The organism is Aeromonas salmonicida subsp. salmonicida, assembly GCF_001643305.1.
Classification (GTDB): domain Bacteria; phylum Pseudomonadota; class Gammaproteobacteria; order Enterobacterales; family Aeromonadaceae; genus Aeromonas; species Aeromonas salmonicida.
Genome location: NZ_LSGW01000084.1, coordinates 1 through 15,680, shown reverse-complemented (window position 1 = coordinate 15,680; position 15,680 = coordinate 1). Strand labels below are relative to the sequence as shown.

Below are 15,680 nucleotides of genomic sequence, written 5' to 3'. Positions count from 1 at the left end.
TTGGGCTCCAAACTGACAATCCGGCACAACTGTTCAACCCTCCCATCTCCGTTGACGCAAGAGTAACCCTGCTTTGGATACCCATTTATGCGAATTCTGATAGTTGAAGATGAGAAGACCCTGGCGGGCCAGCTGGCCGAACAGCTGCGTCTGTCCGGTTTCGTGACCGACCTTTGCCACGATGGCAACGAGGCCGGCTTTCTCGGCGAGACCGAGCCTTATGACGCCATCATCCTGGATCTCGGCCTGCCGGGTCGCGATGGACTGAGCGTGCTGAAAGAGTGGCGCAGCAAGGGGATAGATACCCCTGTGTTGGTGCTGACCGCCCGCGGCCAGCTGCACGAGAAGATTGAAGGGCTCAATGCCGGTGCCGACGATTACCTCACGAAGCCGTTCCAGGTGGCCGAGCTGGTGGCGCGGGTGCAGGCGCTGGTGCGGCGGGCGGCGGGCAATGCCAGTTCGATCCTGGAGATCGGCGGAGTGCGGCTCGACATGGCGGCCTCTCAGGTCTGGTACGAAGGCACCCCCATCAAGCTCACCGCCCATGAATTTCGGGTGCTGGGCTACCTGATGCAGCACAGGGGCAAGGTGGTGTCGCGCAGCGAGCTGATCGACCACATCTATGCCCAGGATTTTGACCGCGACTCCAATACCGTCGAAGTCTTCATCGGCCGGATCCGCAAGAAGACCCACGCCGATCTCATTGAGACTGTGCGTGGCCTTGGATACCGGATCAACGAATGAGTCGGGCCTTGATGCAACCACTGCCAGGGTGCGGTGAATGAGGCTGGTCAGGACCCTGCGGGGGCGGCTGGTAGTCATAGCGCTGGTCTGGTGCGGTCTCTTCCTGTTTGCCACAGGTTTCAGCCTGCAGACCATGATGCGCAACTACTGGCAAGAGGCGGAAGCTGACGGCCTGCGCCTGCAGCTCTACGATCTGCTCTCCCGCCTCGAGATCCAGCCAGACGGCCTGCCCATCGTCACCGAACCCATGGCCGACCCCCGCTTTCGTCAACCCTATTCCGGCTACTACTGGCTGCTGGAGCTGGGGGATGAGGTGGTCAGCCGCTCGCGATCCCTGTGGGATGTGCACCTCAAGGTGCAGGGTCTGAAGTCGGCGTTCGGCGATCCGGATCTGTTTGTCGGCAGGGGACCCAACAAGGAGCCCCTGCTCATCATGACGCGTACCGTGCTGCTGCCCGGGTCGGATCGGACGTTTACTCTGGTGATGGCCAAGGACAGCAGCGCCTTGACCCAGACCCTCAAGAAGACCCGCATCAGCCTGTTCCTGGGCCTCGGCTTCGCCGCCACGGGTCTGGTGCTGGGCTTCATGTTCCAGATCGTCTATGGTCTGCGTCCGCTGCATCTGCTGCGCCGCGAACTGGGACGGGTACATCAGGGGCATCAGGAGGGATTCCGGCTGCGTTATCCGCTGGAGATACAGCCGCTGGTGGAAGACATCAACCGCCTGCTGCACCACTACAGCGAGCTGCTGCAGCGAGCCCGCTCCCATACCGGTAATCTGGCTCACGCCCTCAAGACGCCGCTCAGCATAATGCGCAATCAGGTGGCCCAGTTGTCGCCGGAGGATCAAGCCGCCATCGGCGAGCAGCTCGACCAGATCCAGCGCCACATCGACTATCACCTCGGCAAGGCGCGGGTGACCGGCGCCGCCAAGATCCTCGGGGTGTCGACTCCGGTGCGGGCACGTGTGGAGTACATCTGCCGCGCCTTCTCCCGTCTCTATCCGGGCAAGGAGGTGGATCTGCAGGTGCCGGCCAATCTGGCGGTCGGGGTGGAGGAGCAGGACTTCGACGAGATGGTGGGCAACTTGCTGGAGAACGCCTACAAGTGGTCGGCCGGTCAGTTGCGTATTTCCAGCGCCGAGCTGGGGGGCTGGATCACGCTGCGCATCGAGGATGACGGCCCCGGCATGAGCGAGGATCAGATCGCCAAGGCGGTGTTGCGCGGGGTACGGTTCGACGAGAAGGTGCCGGGCTCGGGGCTCGGCCTCAACATAGTCTCCGATCTGGCCGAGGCCTATCGAGGCAACCTCATCATGGGTCGGGCGGAGTTGGGTGGTCTGGCTGCGTCTCTGTCACTGCCCAAGGTGGCCAGGGTAGAGAGCTAGATATTATCAGCCCTGTTATGGGGCGGATGGAATTGTGGTGGTCTGGCCGCGTCCCTTCACTGCCCAAGGTGGCAAGGGGGGAGGGTCAGGCATAAGATAAGACACTTGTTTAAGCCTGAGGAAGGGTAGCAATGACAGACGATCCATGGGCACTATGTCACCTTGATGACTCGTTCGATTCCTCCGTGTTGGGGATCAAGGGGGCACAGCTTCAGTGGTTTGAAGACAGAGATAGCCTGATCGCATTCCTGCTGGAAGATTTCATCGATCTGCTGGCCGATGCAGGCGAGCTGGATGAAGACGAAGTTGCCAGCGCCCGCGAGCGCTTCACCCTGCTGGTGGAGCAGATCAGAGACGATCGCGGCCTGATGGATGCGCTCAACGATCTCGCCTCCGGCCTGCGCCGTATCGCCTGGCTGGGGCCGCTCTCCGAGCTGGCCGAAGTCAGCGATGACTTCGCCGCCGGCCTGCGCCGCTACTTCTGGACCCAGTACGACGGCGACGAAGATGACCCGGACGCCTGGGTGCCGGAAGAGCTCTGGCCCCAGCTGGTGGAGTGCGCGGAAGAGTATATGCAGGAAGGCGACTTCTGAGTCACCACTGCCATAGCAAATTGACAGCAATAAAAAACGGCGCCTGATGGCGCCGTTTTTGTTGGTCGAGTGTGGACTCAGCCGTTGGCCGGGACCGCGTGAGCGGTGTTGGCCAGTGCCGGACCCCTGTATTTCTCGATCTGCAGTTGGGCCATGTGGCCGCAGTTGCCTTGCGCCAGGCTGGAGGTGCCCTCGTCGAAGGTCAGGCAGTTGACGTTGCCGTTCTTGCAGATGGCCCCCGCCTCGCCCGGTTTGGCCGGGTCGAACCAGGCCCCTTCACAGATGCGCACCACGCCAGGACGTATGTCTTTCGACACCAGGGCGCCCACCAGGATCTGGCCGCGATCGTTGAAGGCGCGCACCAGATCCCCATCCTGAATGCCACGGGCCTTGGCATCATCCGGGTGGATCAGGATGGCCTCCCGATCGGCGATGGCGAACTTGTCTCGCAGCGGCGTGTTGTCCAGCTGGGAGTGCAGGCGCTGGGTCGGGTGCGAGGTATTGAGCGACAGCGGATAACGGCTGGCCGTTTCGCTCTTCACCCACTCCTTGGGCTCATACCACTTGGGATGGCCGGCGCAGTCGGCATACCCCATGCCGGCGATGGTGTTGGAGAAGATCTCGATCTTGCCGGACGGGGTGCCGAGCGGGTTGAGCAAGGGATTCTCGCGAAAATCGGCGTGACGGATCCACTGGCGGTTCGCCTCCGGAATGGGGAAGCGGATGTAGTTGTTGGATTCCCAGAACATGTTGAATGGCGGCAGCGCCACCCGCGCGCCACGGGCTTGGGCGGCCATGCCGTCATACATCTGCTTGAGCCACAGCATCTCGTCCTTGCCTTCGGTGTAGGCTTCCAGCAGGCCCAGCTTGGTGGCAATGGCGCTGAAGATGTCGAAGTCGTTGCGTGACTCGTGCTGGGGCGGTACGCACTGGTGCATGGGGAACACGTAGCGTTGGGAGTAATCGCCCCCCATCTCCAGATCGTTGCGCTCATAGCTGGTGGTGGCCGGCAGCACTATGTCTGCGTGCTTGGCGGTGGCGGTCCAGTAGGGTTCGTGGACTATCACGGTCTGCGGCTTGCGCCAGGCTTTGAGCAGGTTGTTGGTGTCCTGATGATGGTGGAAGGGGTTGCCACCCGCCACATAGACCAGCTTGATGTCCGGATAGCTGAGCTGACGGCCGTTGAAGTCGATGGTCTTGCCCGGATTGGCGAGACAGTCGGCGATGCGGGCCACCGGGATTGGCGCCGGGCTGTTCTTGGGTGCATTGCCGGCCGAGATACCCGCCAGTATGCCGCCCTTGGTGGTGGGGCTGCCGCCGGAGGAGTAGTGGTAGCTGAAGCCGTAGCCGCCACCGGGCAGGCCGATCTGGCCCAGCATGGCGGCCAGGGTTACCAGCATCCAGTTGGGCTGCTCGCCGTGATGCTGACGCTGCATGCCCCAGCCGGCCATGATCATGGTGCGCTTGGACGCCATGTCGAGGGCCAGCTGACGGATCACGGCGGCATCGACGCCGCAGACTGTGCTCGCCCACTCGGCGCTCTTCGGCTGGCCGTCGTCCTTGCCCAGCAGGTAGGAGAGGAACTTGTCGAAACCGCTGGTGTAGCGATCGAGGAAGGCCTGATCGTGCTTCTGCTCGGTATACAGGGTGTGGGCCACCCCCAGCATCATGGCCACGTCGGTATAGGCGTTCGGTGCAATCCACTCGGCCCCGGCCAGCTTGGCGGTCTCGTTGTAGACGGGATCGATGCTGATGATGCGGGTACCCTTCTCCTTCAGCGCCTGGAAGCCGGCCTGACCCTCGTGGTCCGGCATGTTCCAGCTGTTCTTCAGAGTCACCTGGGCGTTGACGCCCCACAGCACCACCAGTTCGGCGTGTTCGATCACGTTCGGCCAGGCGGTCTGCTGCTCATACACCTCGATGGAGCCCATGACGTGGGACATGATCACCTGGGCGGCACCGGCGGAGTAGTCACCGGCATAACCGGTGAAACCACCGGCCAGGTTCATCAGGCGGTGCAGCAGGGTACGGCTGTTGTGGAACATGCCGACGCTCTTCCAGCCGTAGGAACCGGCGTGGATCGCCTGCGGGCCGAAGTCGCTCTGCACCCGGCCAATCTCGCCGGCGACCAGTTCGATGGCCTTGTCCCAGCTCACCCGCACCCATTCGTCGGCGCCGCGCAGCTCGGGTCTGGCGCCAGGACCGTGCTCCAGCCAGCTCTTGCGTACCATGGGGTACTTGATGCGGTTCTTGGCATGGACCTGGTAGGGCGCCATGTCGATGAGGTCGTTCGGCGCCGGATCATCGGCCACCGGCTGGACGCGCACCATGCGGCCATCTTCGACTATGGCTTCGAAGGCACCCCAGTGGGCGCCGGTCAGTATGCCCTTCTGGGCCGGGACCAGGGTCGGGAACTGCTCCAGTGCGGTGCTGATGGCCTTGGCCCGCGCACTCTTCGGGAAGATGCCGGCGAGCAGCGGCAGTGCCGCGCAGGCGCCGAGCCCCTTGAGCAGGTTGCGGCGGGACAGATTGGTGTTCTTATCGGTAAAAAAAGTCATGACGATTTCCTCTGTGCCAGCCTTAGTGCGCCGCGCTCATGTCACTGGCATGTTTCTGGACGTATTGGGTCAGCATGCGAGCCTGTTCCGGGGTCAGGGAGGTACGGGATTCCATCCCCTTGATGACGCCGATCCACTGGTTGGCATTGAAGTGATCCAGCGCCGTGAGGCCGTGGCAGCCGGTGCAGTTGTTGGACATCAGGGTGGAGGCGTATTGCCACAGCTTGCCCTGATCGCCAATGAGCTGGGTCTTATCCACCCAGGCGGTCAGTTTGACCTGATGCCAGGTGAGGTTGGTGGCGCTGTCGGTTTCGCTCTGGCCGGTGACCAGGGATTTTTTGGCGGCATCGCCTACCAGCACGCTCAGGATCCGCTTGCCGGGAGCGGCGTAGAAGACTTCGCTCACGCCGTCCTGTTGCCAGCCTTCGATCTGCACCTGGGCACGGCCATTTTCGTTGGCCAGTACTTCCACCTTGGTGGAGGGCATCAGGGTGCCTTCGTCTGTCTTGGCGGCGGCATCGAGGAACAGCGGCGCCGTGGCGATGGCGTAACGGGTGGTGACGTTGGCCGGGGTCTGGGCGGCAGCCTGGGCCAGCTCGCTCGCACCGGCGGCAGCCAGCTCGCTCATGTCAGGCATGATGTGGGCGACACCGCGGTGGCAGTCGATGCAGGTCTGGCCTTCCTTGATGGCGACCGGGTGATCGGCCCGGGCATTGGGGCGCTGGGCCAGAATATCCATGGCGGCGTAGCTGTGGCAGCTGCGGCAGGTGGCAGAGTCATTGGCCTTGAGCTGGTCCCACACTGTCTGGGCCATGCGCAGCTTGTGCGATTCGTATTTTTCAGGGGTGTCGAGGGTGCCGATCGCCTCGTGATAGATATCCTTCACGGCGCGGATCTTGGTCCACAGATAGGCGCTGGGTTCATTGGGGATGTGGCAGTCTGCACACTCGGCCCGGATGCCCTTCACGTTCTGGAAGTGGACGCTGCCCTGATACTCGGCCAGCGGGGTTTGCATGGAGTGGCAGGAGACGCAGAACTCGGTAGAACTGGTTTTATGCATCACTGTCATGGTGACACCCAATGCCGCGACGCCCAGCAGGGCTCCGAGCAGCAGGAGCCAGAACCAGGTCTTTCTCAATAATTTTCCAAGCATGGCGGCATTTTCCTACGATCAAATATTACCAATATAGTAGTAGCTAGAGAGAGGTAGGGGATTGACCTCTATCATGATTTTTATTTTGTAATGTTATTTTAAATATATTTATAATTTTGTATTTTATCATTTAATTGAATTTAATTTAATATCCACGCGTTCCCTATCCAATTCGAACTCGTTCGGGTCAGGTTTCATCACATGGCCTGCATGAGCATCTTGAAGGGTAGTCGCCCGCTTTATCCCGAGTCGCACCTCTGACCGACAGCGTGCTCATGATCAGCGAACCCGCGGATGGCCAGTCTTGGGCTTTGCAAAAGGCTCGGTATATACTGTTCGCATATACAGTATTCAGGTGTGTTTACCATGCGACTCTTTATCGCCGAGAAGCCCAGTCTTGGCCGAGCCATTGCCGATGTGTTGCCCAAGCCCCACAAGAAGGGGGACGGTTTCATCGAAACTGCCGCGGGGGATGTGGTGACCTGGTGCATCGGCCACCTGCTGGAGCAGGCCGAGCCCGATGCCTACGACGCCGCCTTCAAGCAGTGGCGCATGGAGCAACTGCCCATCATCCCCGCCCAGTGGCAGCTGGTGGCCAAGCCCAAGACCAAGACCCAGCTCACCGTCATCAAGCGGCTGATCAAGCTGGCCGACTGCGTGGTGAATGCCGGTGACCCGGACAGGGAAGGGCAACTGCTGGTGGACGAGGTGATCGACTTTCTCGGTTACCCCAAGACCAGACCGGTGCAGCGCTGCCTTATCAGCGATCTCAATCCGCCGGCGGTGCGCCGTGCCCTCGACAAGCTCAGAGACAACAAGGAGTTCGTGCCGCTGGCGGTATCGGCACTGGCCCGCAGCCGTGCCGACTGGCTCTATGGCATCAACATGACCCGGGCTTACACCCTGCTAGGTCGCAAGGGCGGTTGCAGCGAACTGCTGTCGGTCGGTCGGGTACAGACCCCGCTGTTGGGGCTGGTGGTGCGGCGGGATCTGGAGATAGAGGCCTTCGTACCCAAGCCCTTCTATGAGGTGCTGGCCCATCTGGTGACCGACGGCAACGAGCGCTTCAGCGCCAAGTGGCTGCCCTCCGAGGCCTGCCTGCCCTGGCAGGATGAGGAGGGGCGGGTGCTCAACCGGGCGCTGGCGGAGAAAGTGGTCAGTCGCATCAATGGCCAACCAGCATCGGTAGAAGAGGTAGAGGAGCAGGCCCGCAAGCAGGCAGCACCGCTGCCCTACAACCTCTCCAGTTTGCAGATCGATGCTGCCAAGCGCTTTGGCATGGATGCCAAGCGAGTGCTGGATGTGTGTCAGGGGCTCTACGAGCGCCACAAGCTCATCACTTATCCCAGATCCGACAGCCGTCACCTGCCCAGCGAACACTTCAATCGGGCTGCCCAGGTACGGGAGGCCATCGCCGCCACTGCGCCGGCACTCGCCAGGGCGGTGAGCGAGGCGGACGGCAAGATCCGTAGCAAGGCGTGGAATGACAGCAAGGTGGATGCCCACCACGCCATCATCCCCACCGAGAAGCGTGGCAACGAGAGCAGCCTCAGCGGCGATGAGGCCAAAATCTACGGTCTGGTGGCGCGCCAATACCTGCTGCAGTTCTACCCGCCGTTCGAGTACAACGACAGCAAGGTGCTGCTGCGTATCGCGGGTGGCCTGTTCCAGGCCAAGGCGCGGCGGATCCTCAAGGCAGGCTGGAAGGCGCTGCTGGGGGTCGAAGAAGATGACGACGAAGAGAAAGCCGGTACCCTGCCCGCCCTGAAAGAGGGAGAGCAACTGCTGTGCGAGCGCGGTGAGCTGCTGGAGAAGATGACCCAGGCGCCCAAGTCGTTCACCGACGCCACCCTGCTGGCCGCCATGACCGGCATAGCCCGCTACGTGCAGGATCCCGAGATCCGCAAGACCCTGCGCGAAACGGACGGTCTTGGCACCGAGGCGACCCGGGCCGGCATCATAGACCTGCTGTTCAGGCGTCGTTTTCTGGTGCGCCAGGGCAAGAGCATCAAGGGCACGCCCACTGGACGGGCACTGATCCTGGCTCTGCCCACCACCGCCACCACGCCGGACATGACGGCTCTGTGGGAGCAGAGCCTGGGCCAGATTGCCGAGCGGCACGCCAGCTATCAGCAATTTATGGGGCCACTGACAGATCAGTTGAACGCCTTGATTGAGGGAGCCCGGCAGGATTCCGGTGCCAGCTTCAGCGCCCTGCCCAAGGCGGTGCCGGGGGCCGGCAAGCCGCATTTTACCCGTCGCAAGAGCAGTGCAGGCACCACTGGCACTCCTCGCAAGAGTGCCGGCAAGCGCCCGGCCAAGAGCAAGGCGACCTGAGTCGCCGCGCCGCAATACCAGGCTGGATAAGCAAAATAGAAAAAGGGGCCCTTGGCCCCTTTTTCTATTTTGCACCTGGACTAGCCCGTATAGACACTCTCTTCCGGATACTTGATGCGGGTTTCACTCGGGCGAGCCAGCATGAAGGCCAGGGTCAGCGGACCGAGACGACCACAGATCATCACCAGTACCAGGATAAGCTTTCCCGGCTCGCTCAAGGAGGCAGTAATGCCGGTGGAAAGCCCCACAGTGGCGAACGCAGAGACGGTCTCGAACATGATTTTGTCGAACGGCAGATCCTCGGTCACCATCAGCAGGAACATCGCCAGCATCAGTACCATGGTGCTGACCATGATGATGGCCAGCGAGCGGGTCACTATCTGGGGTGACAAGGTGCGACCAAAGGCGGTGACATGGGGTCGCTTGCTCAGGAAGGCACGGGTCGCCAGCAGCACCACCGCAAAGGTGGTCACCTTGATACCACCGCCGGTAGAGGTGGTACCCGCCCCGATAAACATCAGCATCATCAGGAATAGCAGGGCCGCAGGGGTCATCAGCCCGATATCTATGGTATTGAAGCCCGCGGTCCGCGCACTGGCAGAGTGAAAGAAGGCAGCCAGCCACTGTCCCCCAAAGGAGGTGGCGCCAAGGGTGCCCGGATTGTTGCGCTCCAGCAGCCAGAACATCAGGGTGCCCAGCAGCAGCAGGGCTGGGGTCATCACCAGCATCAGCTTGCTGTGCAGCTTCAGCTTGCGCCAGCGCCGGTTGCGCACCAGATCGACGACGACAGTAAAGCCGATCCCCCCGAGGACCAGCAGACCAGCGATGGTCAGGCTGATGATAGGGTCATCCCGGTAGTTCATCAGGTTATTGGAAAATAGCGAGAAACCGGCGTTGTTGAAGGCAGAAACCGCATGGAAGAAGCTGACGTAAAGGCCGTGTTCCCAGCCCATATCGGGCACCCAGCGGATGGCCATGACAGCGGTGCCGATCAGCTGGGCGATAAAGGCGAACAACACTATGCGTCTGACCAGCCCCACTATGTTGACCGAGCCCTCCTGTCCCAGCGCCTCCTTGGCCAGCACCTGCTGGCGCAGGCCGACCCGTTTGCTGAACATGGCGATCAGCAGCAGTGTCATTGTCATCTGACCCAGACCGCCAATCTCCATCAATATCAACAGGAAGACCTGCCCCTGCAGCGTGAAGGCGGTACCTGTATCCACCACACCGAGCCCGGTAACGCTGATGGCCGAGGTGGCGGTGAACAGGGCGTTGACGAAGGTGACCTCGCCATTGTGGCTTGAGGGTTGTACCAGAAAAATGGTGCCGATCAGCAGGATGACCAGAAAGCTGCCCAGGATCAGCTTGGCTTCGCTCCAGCGGGAGTTGTCATCCCGATGCAGGGCGAAGGCGTAGCTGCTGCGCCAATTGATCATAGGGTTTCCAGCCAGTGGTCGATGGCGTGTTTGTTGCCTGCCATGATCAGTATGTCGCCCAGTTGCAGCTCCATCTTGCCGGTCAGCACGTTATGCAGCACATCGCCTCGCTTGATGGCGAGCAACTGGAAGTCGTTCTGCTGCAGCAGATGCAAGTCACCGAGATTGCGGGCATTTTGCTGCAGACCGATAACGACTTCGGTCAGCACCATATCGTGGCCCAGCTCCAGATAGTCGAACAACCGGTTGTCCAGCATGCTCTGGGCGACCCGTCGGCCCATGTCCCACTCCGGATTGATCACCTTGTCGGCCCCGACTTTATGCAGGATTTTGGCGTGAAACTTGTCACGGGCCTTGACCCACACCTTCTTCACGCCAGCCTCTTTCAGGACGAGCGTGGTGAGTATGCTGGTCTCGAGGTTGTCACCGATGGCGACGAAAACGATATCGAAGTTGGCCAGCCCCAGCTCGGCTACGGTAGCCTCATCGGTCGCATCGGCGACGACGACATGGCTACACAGGGTGGCTATCTGGCGGGTCTTGCTTTCGTCGATATCAATCGCCAGCACCTCTGCATCCTGCCGTTGCAGCTCTTCGCACAGGGCGCTGCCAAACAGACCCAGTCCGATGACGGCAAATTGGTTGTTCATGAGTACTTCCTCGGGAGTCGGAGCCGGATACTCTACTCCAGCAGATCGAGTCCGAAAAGAGGGCGGGATTTTTCGTCCGGCGGGAATATAAGGTAGACTGCCCGCTTGCTATTGTCGGGACACGCAGATGAAACTCACCCCCCACGCCTCCTTGTTGACGCTCAACACCCTGGCCCTCGATGCCCACTGCCTCTGGCTGGCGGAGGTAGACAATCTTGATGACCTGCCGCAGATCCTGGCCAGTCCTGAACTGGCAGAATTGCCCCGCCTGGTGTTGGGTGGCGGCAGCAATATATTGTTTTGCAATGATTTCGCTGGCCTGGTGGTACTCAACCGGCTGAAGGGTATCGCACTGCAGGATGAGGGGGAGCACTGGCTGTTGCATGTGGCCGCCGGTGAGGACTGGCATCAACTGGTGTGTCATGCCCTGCAACAGGGCTGGTATGGTCTGGAGAATCTGGCGCTGATCCCGGGTACAGTCGGCGCCGCGCCGGTACAGAATATCGGTGCCTACGGGGTCGAGCTGGCTCGTTTCTGTGCCTATGTGGAGGCATTCAACTGGCAGCGTGGTCAGTTGGAGCGTATCAAGGCCGCCGATTGTCATTTCGGCTACCGTGACAGCATCTTCAAGCACGCCTGTCAGGATTCTCACTTCATTACCGCCGTCGGTCTGCGTCTGCCCAAGGCCTGGACGCCCATGCTGGGTTATGGCCCGCTGGCGGCGCTCGGTGACTCGCCCACGGCGCAGGCCATCTTCGATACCGTCTGCGCCACCCGGATGGCCAAGCTGCCGGATCCCAACCTGCTCGGCAATGCGGGCAGCTTCTTCAAGAATCCCGTGGTAACGACGACGCTGGCCGACACGCTCAAGCAGCAATATCCGCAGATGCCCTGCTACCCGGCTGGGGAAGGGCAGGCCAAGCTGGCGGCTGGCTGGCTCATCGATCAGTGCGGTCTCAAGGGTTTTGCCATCGGCCGCGCAGCCGTCCACCAGGAGCAGGCCCTGGTGCTGGTCAATCTGGGGGGCGCCAGCGCCATGGAGCTCATCGCTCTGGCGGCCCATGTGCGCGACAGCGTGGAGCAGAAATTCGGGGTGGTGCTGGAGCACGAAGTGCGCTTCATGGGGCTGACCGGTGAGACTTGGCTCGATGAGGTACTGGCATGACGCTTACTCCCATCAGGCAGACGCTGATCACCCTGCTCAGCGATGGCCAGTTTCATTCCGGCGAGCAGCTCGGCGAGCAGCTCGGCATCAGCCGTGCAGCAGTGGGCAAGCACATGGCAGCGCTCAAGGAGCTGGGGCTGGACCTGTTCAGTCTGACCGGCAAGGGCTATAGGCTGGCGGTGCCAATGGCGCTGTACGATCAGACGCAGTTGCAGGCGCTGGCCCCCATGGCGCCGGTACACTGCTTCCCGGTGATCGACTCCACCAACCAGTATCTGCTGGAGCGAGTCAACCAGCTGCAGTCCGGCGAGAGTTGTCTGGCCGAGTGCCAGACTGCCGGTCGTGGTCGCCGTGGCAAGCCCTGGGTTTCCCCCTTCGGCTGCCAGCTGATCCTGAGCATGTATTGGCGACTCGAGCAGGGCATGGCGGCGGCCATGGGCCTCAGTCTGGCGGTCGGTGTGGCCGTGGTGCAGGCGCTGGAGTCCTTGGGTTATCCGGGGGTCGAGCTCAAGTGGCCAAATGATCTCTATTATCAGGGCCGCAAGCTGGCTGGCATTCTGGTGGAGATGAGCGGCAGCGCCGGCGCGAGCTGCAACCTGGTGATCGGGGTGGGCCTCAACCTGGCGATGCCAGCCCGTGAGGGGGAGCGGATCGATCAGGCCTGGTCCGAGCTTCGCCACATACAGCCGGAATTGGTGGATCGCAATCTGCTGGCCGCCCGCATGCTTGGCCACCTGCAACAGGCCATGTTGACCTTCGAGCAGCAGGGGCTGTCGCACTTTGTCGATGATTGGAACCGGCTCGATCACTTCGCCGGTCGGCCGGTGCGCCTCTTGATGGGGGAGCAGGAGATCCGTGGCATCGCCCGCGGCATCGATGATCGCGGCGCCCTGCGCCTGGAGACGAGCGAGGGGATCAAGTTCTATCTGGGGGGAGAGATTTCCCTGCGACGGGGCGACTGATATCCCGGTGTGCCAGGGACACCAATGGAAGAGGGGGCCTGCAGGCCCCCTCTTCGTTCATGTACTGTGCTCACCGGCCATCACTTGCGCAGTTTGATCTGCTCGATGGCATGCTCATGACCCTTGGTCAGGATCAGATTGGCCCGCTCCCGGGTCGGCAGGATGTTTTCCTGCAAATTGAGATAGTTGATATCTTGCCAGATGGTGTTGGCGATCTTGCTGGCTTCACTCTCCGCCAACTTGGCGTAGTGGTGGAAGTAGGAGTCTGGATCCGAGAAGGCGCCGCTGCGAAACTTGAGGAAGCGCTCGACATACCAGGTGCGCAGCAACTCGGTTTCGGCATCCACATAGATGGAGAAATCGACAAAATCTGACACGAAGACTCTATGGGGTTCCTGTGGATAGTCCATGCCGCTTTGCAGCACATTGAGCCCTTCCAGGATCAGGATATCCGGCTGTTCCACCACCTTCTTCTCATCCGGAATGATGTCGTAGATGAGGTGGGAGTAGACAGGCGCCTCTACCTTCTCATGGCCGGCGCGGATATTGGCGACAAACTCCACCAGATGGCGGATGTCGTAGGATTCCGGAAAGCCCTTGCGGCGCATCAGGCCTCGCTCTTCCAGCACCTTGTTGGGATAAAGGAAGCCATCCGTGGTGACCAGCTCTACCCGAGGATGCTCCGGCCAGCGCTCCAGCAGCGCCTGCATGATACGGGCCGTGGTGCTCTTTCCCCCCGCCACGCTACCGGCGATGCTGATGATGTAAGTGCCCTTGCCGCGGGACTGGCCGAGGAACTGTTCCAGCACCCGGCTGCGGCGCTGCTTGGCCTTGACGTAGAGATTGAGCAGGCGAGAGAGGGGCAGGTATATCTCTTCCACCTCCTGCAATGACACCTTTTCATTGATACCGCGCAGGGTCTGCAGATCGTGTTCGGTCAGGGTCAGGGGGACCGCATCGCGCAATAACGCCCATTGTTCGCGGGTGAATTGCAAATAGGGGTTATGCTCTGTCGTCATGGTGTCATCACTGTTTCTTGGGCAGGGCGACCATACACCAAGGGGTGGGGAGCGACAAGCTATGCTGCGGATCCGAGCAGGGAGTGAGTCCTTTTTTGCATACTTCCCGGCAATAATGCACATTTTGCAAGGCGCAATGGTTGCATCCCCAAAATCCTTACAATAAAATGCGCGACGCTTGGATGTCTGTCGTTATTTGCTCGGCAAAAGCGATAAAAACAACGGGTGCAAGCAGAATTACCGTTGTGGCATTTATGCACCGGAGGGGTTCCCGAGCGGCCAAAGGGATCAGACTGTAAATCTGACGGCTCTGCCTTCGAAGGTTCGAATCCTTCTCCCTCCACCATATTTCTCTGCGGTTTGAGTTCTTTGGGTTAGAGAAATGCGGGCATCGTATAATGGCTATTACCTCAGCCTTCCAAGCTGATGATGCGGGTTCGATTCCCGCTGCCCGTTCCAAGATGCTGATATGGCTCAGGCGATAGCAAGAGTCACACCTTAGCGGGTGAGTTCGGCAATCGAACCTGGCTGCCAGCACCAACCTCTCTTCCCTACCAGATTCAAATCCATCATATAAACTGTTCTGTGGTTGGCTTGCCACCGCGTACTCAGCGTTAGTTTAGAGGGACGATCATGTCTAAAGAAAAATTTGAGCGTAATAAACCGCACGTTAACGTGGGTACCATCGGCCACGTTGACCACGGTAAAACCACCCTGACTGCCGCCATCACCAACGTGCTGGCCAAGCACTTCGGTGGTAAAGCTTTCGCCTTCGACCAGATCGACAAGGCACCGGAAGAGCGTGAGCGTGGTATCACCATCAACACCTCCCACGTAGAATACGACACCGCCATCCGTCACTACGCGCACGTAGATTGCCCGGGTCACGCCGACTACGTTAAAAACATGATCACCGGTGCTGCCCAGATGGACGGCGCGATCCTGGTAGTAGCAGCGACTGACGGCCCGATGCCGCAAACTCGTGAGCACATCCTGCTGGGTCGCCAGGTTGGTATCCCGTACATGATCGTGTTCATGAACAAGTGCGACATGGTAGATGACGAAGAGCTGCTCGAACTGGTCGAGATGGAAGTTCGTGAACTGCTGACCGAGTATGACTTCCCGGGTGATGACCTGCCGGTAGTTCGTGGTTCCGCGCTGAAAGCGCTGGAAGGCGACGCTGCATGGGAAGAGAAGATCATCGAGCTGGCTAACCACTTGGATACCTATATCCCGGAGCCGGAGCGCGCAATTGACCTGCCGTTCCTGATGCCTATCGAAGACGTATTCTCCATCGCTGGCCGTGGTACCGTAGTTACCGGTCGTGTAGAGCGCGGTATCGTTAAAGTCGGTGAGACCGTAGAAATCGTGGGTATCAAAGACACCGTTTCTACCACCTGTACCGGTGTTGAAATGTTCCGCAAGCTGCTGGACGAAGGTCGTGCAGGCGAGAACATCGGCGCGCTGCTGCGTGGCGTCAAGCGTGAAGACGTAGAGCGTGGTCAGGTACTGGCCAAGCCGGGCTCCATCAAGCCGCACACCAAGTTTGAATCTGAAGTGTACGTACTGTCCAAAGAAGAAGGTGGTCGTCATACCCCGTTCTTCAAGGGCTACCGTCCGCAGTTCTACTTCCGTACAACCGACGTGACCGGTACCATCGAACTGCCGGAAGGCGT

12 protein-coding genes and 2 tRNA genes are annotated in these 15,680 nt (G+C 60.5%); 9 read left to right on the top strand and 5 right to left on the bottom strand.

Features of this window, described 5'->3' with window-relative positions; all coding sequences use genetic code 11:
- The first annotated feature begins 87 nt into the window (after positions 1–87).
- The 3 genes from AXW79_RS15690 (at position 88) to AXW79_RS15680 (ending at position 2,724) form a co-directional block, all read left to right on the top strand.
- Positions 88–744, top strand: coding sequence for a response regulator transcription factor (locus AXW79_RS15690; RefSeq protein ID WP_005318517.1), 657 nt, complete (start codon positions 88–90; stop codon positions 742–744).
- Between the two features lie 37 nt (positions 745–781).
- Positions 782–2,131: a sensor histidine kinase gene (locus AXW79_RS15685; protein ID WP_005318519.1), complete on the top strand. Its 1,350-nt coding sequence runs from the start codon at positions 782–784 to the stop codon at positions 2,129–2,131.
- A 131-nt stretch (positions 2,132–2,262) separates the two neighbouring features.
- Entirely contained in the window at positions 2,263–2,724 is a 462-nt protein-coding gene (locus AXW79_RS15680) for a hypothetical protein (protein ID WP_005318521.1), read from the top strand.
- 77 nt (positions 2,725–2,801) lie between these two features.
- On the opposite strand, the gene torA is transcribed toward AXW79_RS15680, so the two are convergent.
- On the bottom strand, positions 2,802–5,282 hold the full coding sequence (torA, locus tag AXW79_RS15675) for a trimethylamine-N-oxide reductase TorA (RefSeq protein WP_005318522.1): 2,481 nt from the start codon (positions 5,280–5,282) through the stop codon (positions 2,802–2,804).
- Between the two features lie 22 nt (positions 5,283–5,304).
- Positions 5,305–6,435 carry a NapC/NirT family cytochrome c gene (locus AXW79_RS15670; RefSeq protein ID WP_011898270.1) on the bottom strand — a complete coding sequence of 377 codons (1,131 nt, stop codon included), beginning with the start codon at positions 6,433–6,435 and terminating at the stop codon, positions 5,305–5,307.
- 366 nt (positions 6,436–6,801) lie between these two features.
- On the opposite strand from AXW79_RS15670, the gene AXW79_RS15665 reads away from it, so the two are divergent.
- The gene (locus AXW79_RS15665) at positions 6,802–8,772 is read left to right on the top strand and encodes a DNA topoisomerase III (protein ID WP_005318526.1); all 1,971 of its coding nucleotides are present in this window, start codon (positions 6,802–6,804) and stop codon (positions 8,770–8,772) included.
- Positions 8,773–8,852: 80 nt separating this feature from the next.
- On the opposite strand, the gene AXW79_RS15660 is transcribed toward AXW79_RS15665, so the two are convergent.
- Positions 8,853–10,208: a TrkH family potassium uptake protein gene (locus AXW79_RS15660; RefSeq protein WP_005318529.1), complete on the bottom strand. Its 1,356-nt coding sequence runs from the start codon at positions 10,206–10,208 to the stop codon at positions 8,853–8,855.
- On the bottom strand, positions 10,205–10,858 hold the full coding sequence (locus AXW79_RS15655) for a potassium channel family protein (RefSeq protein WP_005318531.1): 654 nt from the start codon (positions 10,856–10,858) through the stop codon (positions 10,205–10,207). The genes AXW79_RS15660 and AXW79_RS15655 overlap by 4 nt, the downstream gene beginning before the upstream one ends.
- Before the next feature lie 127 nt (positions 10,859–10,985).
- Between AXW79_RS15655 and murB the strand changes: the two genes are divergently transcribed.
- Together murB and birA are read left to right on the top strand one after the other, a co-directional pair.
- Positions 10,986–12,023, top strand: coding sequence for a UDP-N-acetylmuramate dehydrogenase (murB, locus tag AXW79_RS15650; protein WP_005318532.1), 1,038 nt, complete (start codon positions 10,986–10,988; stop codon positions 12,021–12,023).
- On the top strand, positions 12,020–12,985 hold the full coding sequence (birA, locus tag AXW79_RS15645) for a bifunctional biotin--[acetyl-CoA-carboxylase] ligase/biotin operon repressor BirA (protein WP_005318534.1): 966 nt from the start codon (positions 12,020–12,022) through the stop codon (positions 12,983–12,985). Before murB ends, birA begins: the two co-directional genes overlap by 4 nt.
- A gap of 80 nt (positions 12,986–13,065) precedes the next feature.
- Here the strand turns inward: birA and coaA are convergent, their stop codons facing one another.
- Positions 13,066–14,004 carry a type I pantothenate kinase gene (coaA, locus tag AXW79_RS15640; protein ID WP_011898271.1) on the bottom strand — a complete coding sequence of 313 codons (939 nt, stop codon included), beginning with the start codon at positions 14,002–14,004 and terminating at the stop codon, positions 13,066–13,068.
- Between the two features lie 261 nt (positions 14,005–14,265).
- Between coaA and AXW79_RS15635 the strand changes: the two genes are divergently transcribed.
- The 3 genes from AXW79_RS15635 to tuf all read left to right on the top strand — a co-directional run.
- Positions 14,266–14,350: transfer RNA gene (locus AXW79_RS15635), tRNA-Tyr, on the top strand.
- A 38-nt stretch (positions 14,351–14,388) separates the two neighbouring features.
- Positions 14,389–14,463, top strand: a tRNA-Gly gene (locus AXW79_RS15630).
- 174 nt (positions 14,464–14,637) lie between these two features.
- The coding region (tuf, locus tag AXW79_RS15625) for an elongation factor Tu (protein WP_063975708.1) at positions 14,638–15,680 on the top strand (1,043 nt) is incomplete at its 3' end.

Bases quoted from the DNA above. Each gene is read 5' to 3' on its own strand.
- AXW79_RS15690 (WP_005318517.1), top strand. From the start codon at position 88: ATGCGAATTCTGATAGTTGAAGATGAGAAGACCCTGGCGGGCCAGCTG.
- AXW79_RS15685 (WP_005318519.1), top strand. From the start codon at position 782: ATGAGGCTGGTCAGGACCCTGCGGGGGCGGCTGGTAGTCATAGCGCTG.
- AXW79_RS15680 (WP_005318521.1), top strand. From the start codon at position 2,263: ATGACAGACGATCCATGGGCACTATGTCACCTTGATGACTCGTTCGAT.
- torA (WP_005318522.1), bottom strand. From the start codon at position 5,282: ATGACTTTTTTTACCGATAAGAACACCAATCTGTCCCGCCGCAACCTG.
- AXW79_RS15670 (WP_011898270.1), bottom strand. From the start codon at position 6,435: ATGCTTGGAAAATTATTGAGAAAGACCTGGTTCTGGCTCCTGCTGCTC.
- AXW79_RS15665 (WP_005318526.1), top strand. From the start codon at position 6,802: ATGCGACTCTTTATCGCCGAGAAGCCCAGTCTTGGCCGAGCCATTGCC.
- AXW79_RS15660 (WP_005318529.1), bottom strand. From the start codon at position 10,208: ATGATCAATTGGCGCAGCAGCTACGCCTTCGCCCTGCATCGGGATGAC.
- AXW79_RS15655 (WP_005318531.1), bottom strand. From the start codon at position 10,858: ATGAACAACCAATTTGCCGTCATCGGACTGGGTCTGTTTGGCAGCGCC.
- murB (WP_005318532.1), top strand. From the start codon at position 10,986: ATGAAACTCACCCCCCACGCCTCCTTGTTGACGCTCAACACCCTGGCC.
- birA (WP_005318534.1), top strand. From the start codon at position 12,020: ATGACGCTTACTCCCATCAGGCAGACGCTGATCACCCTGCTCAGCGAT.
- coaA (WP_011898271.1), bottom strand. From the start codon at position 14,004: ATGACGACAGAGCATAACCCCTATTTGCAATTCACCCGCGAACAATGG.